Below are 1,317 nucleotides of genomic sequence, written 5' to 3'. Positions count from 1 at the left end.
CTCTGGCTCGGCTTCGCAGGGGTCTACATGGGGATGCGGGCGCTCACCCTCGGCTGGCGGGCCCGGCGCGACGACTGGATGCGGCTCGGCGTCGTGTGAGCGCGTCCGAGTGGTGACGCGCGGGCCGGGCCGCGGCCGCACGGCTCCTAGACTGGGGCGGTGGCTACCGTGCAGACCCCCCTCGAGATCTCGTCCGTGGTGTTCAAGCCGATCCTGATCCGCGCCGTGGTGGCGTTGGCGTTCGGCCTGACCACCGTGTTCGTCGCCGAGCCGGGCCTGACGTGGATGAAGGTCATGTTCGCGCTGTACCTGGCGTTCTCCGGCTCGGCGATGTGGGAGTACCTGCGCCGCGATCCGGTGCCCGTGGCCATGCGCTCCCCGCTGTCCCTGGCGGCGGCCGCGTGGATGCTCGGCGTGATCGTGCTGCTGTTCCTGGGGTCCCCGGCCGCGGTGGGCGTGGCGGCCGGTGCCGCCCTCGTGCTCGGCGGCGTCGCCGAGCTCGTGGCGTGGGCCCGCCACCGCCGCGAGTTCATCCCCGCGCGGGACCAGCTGTGGACCGGTCTCGTGGGCCTGCTCTCCGGGGGCGGGGTGGTCGTGGCCGCCCTGCAGGGCTTCGGCCCGCATGCCCTGCTCGGCATCGCCGGCGGCGGGGCGATCCTGATCGGGGTGCTCCTGATGGTCTCCGGGCTCGGCTTCCACCACGAGGTGCGCCGGGACCGCGGCACGGCCAGGGGCCTCTGAACCGGGTCCACGTCGCCGTCCCGACCCGCGGGGCGGACGTTCGCCGGGGGAGGACCTCGGGGCCCCGCGGGGCCACCCGTCGGCCGGGCGCGTAGACTGGATCCGGTCCGCCGCGCCCCGAGGGCCTCAGCCCCGGGTGCCTGCGCGGGCCGTGCCGCCCCAGCCGCCCCCAGCCGTCAGGAGTCCCGCCGTGAGCGCACCGTCCCCCCGCCCGTCCGCCGATCGCGCCGGATCCGGCCGCCCGGCACGCGGCGGTCTGCGCACCACGGTCAAGGGCCCGCTGGTCTTCTCCGCCGTGCTCGGCGTGGTCGGTGGGGTGATCGCCGGCATCACGGCCTCCGGCGGCACGCAGAATCCGCTGCGTATCGACATCGCGCTGATCGCCTTCGGCGTCTTCTTCATGACCTCGCTCGTGGTGGTGGCCATGCTGCAGCTCGCCGCCCGCGAGAACCCGGACCACCTCTCCCAGGGCTCCGGCGTGAACCGCTCCTCCGAGGAGATGTTCCGCAAGACCGCCGCCGACCGTCGCGCCCAGGCCGCCCGCGAGCGCCGCGCGCAGGGCGGCACCGGAGGCGA

2 protein-coding genes are annotated in these 1,317 nt (G+C 75.3%); both read left to right on the top strand.

The window, feature by feature from the left end; all coding sequences use genetic code 11:
• The first annotated feature begins 159 nt into the window (after window positions 1-159).
• The gene (locus ACI2L3_RS40375; RefSeq protein WP_010079963.1) at window positions 160-741 is read left to right on the top strand and encodes a hypothetical protein; all 582 of its coding nucleotides are present in this window, start codon (window positions 160-162) and stop codon (window positions 739-741) included.
• Window positions 742-931: 190 nt separating this feature from the next.
• Window positions 932-1,317 (top strand): hypothetical protein (locus ACI2L3_RS40370; protein WP_404757454.1); only part of this gene is annotated, 386 nt, incomplete at its 3' end.

Source organism: Streptomyces sp. NPDC029674, from assembly GCF_044903205.1.
Lineage (GTDB): Bacteria > Actinomycetota > Actinomycetes > Streptomycetales > Streptomycetaceae > Streptomyces.
The sequence above is the reverse complement of the archived record's forward strand: the minus strand, read 5'-3'. Positions and strand labels throughout refer to the sequence as shown.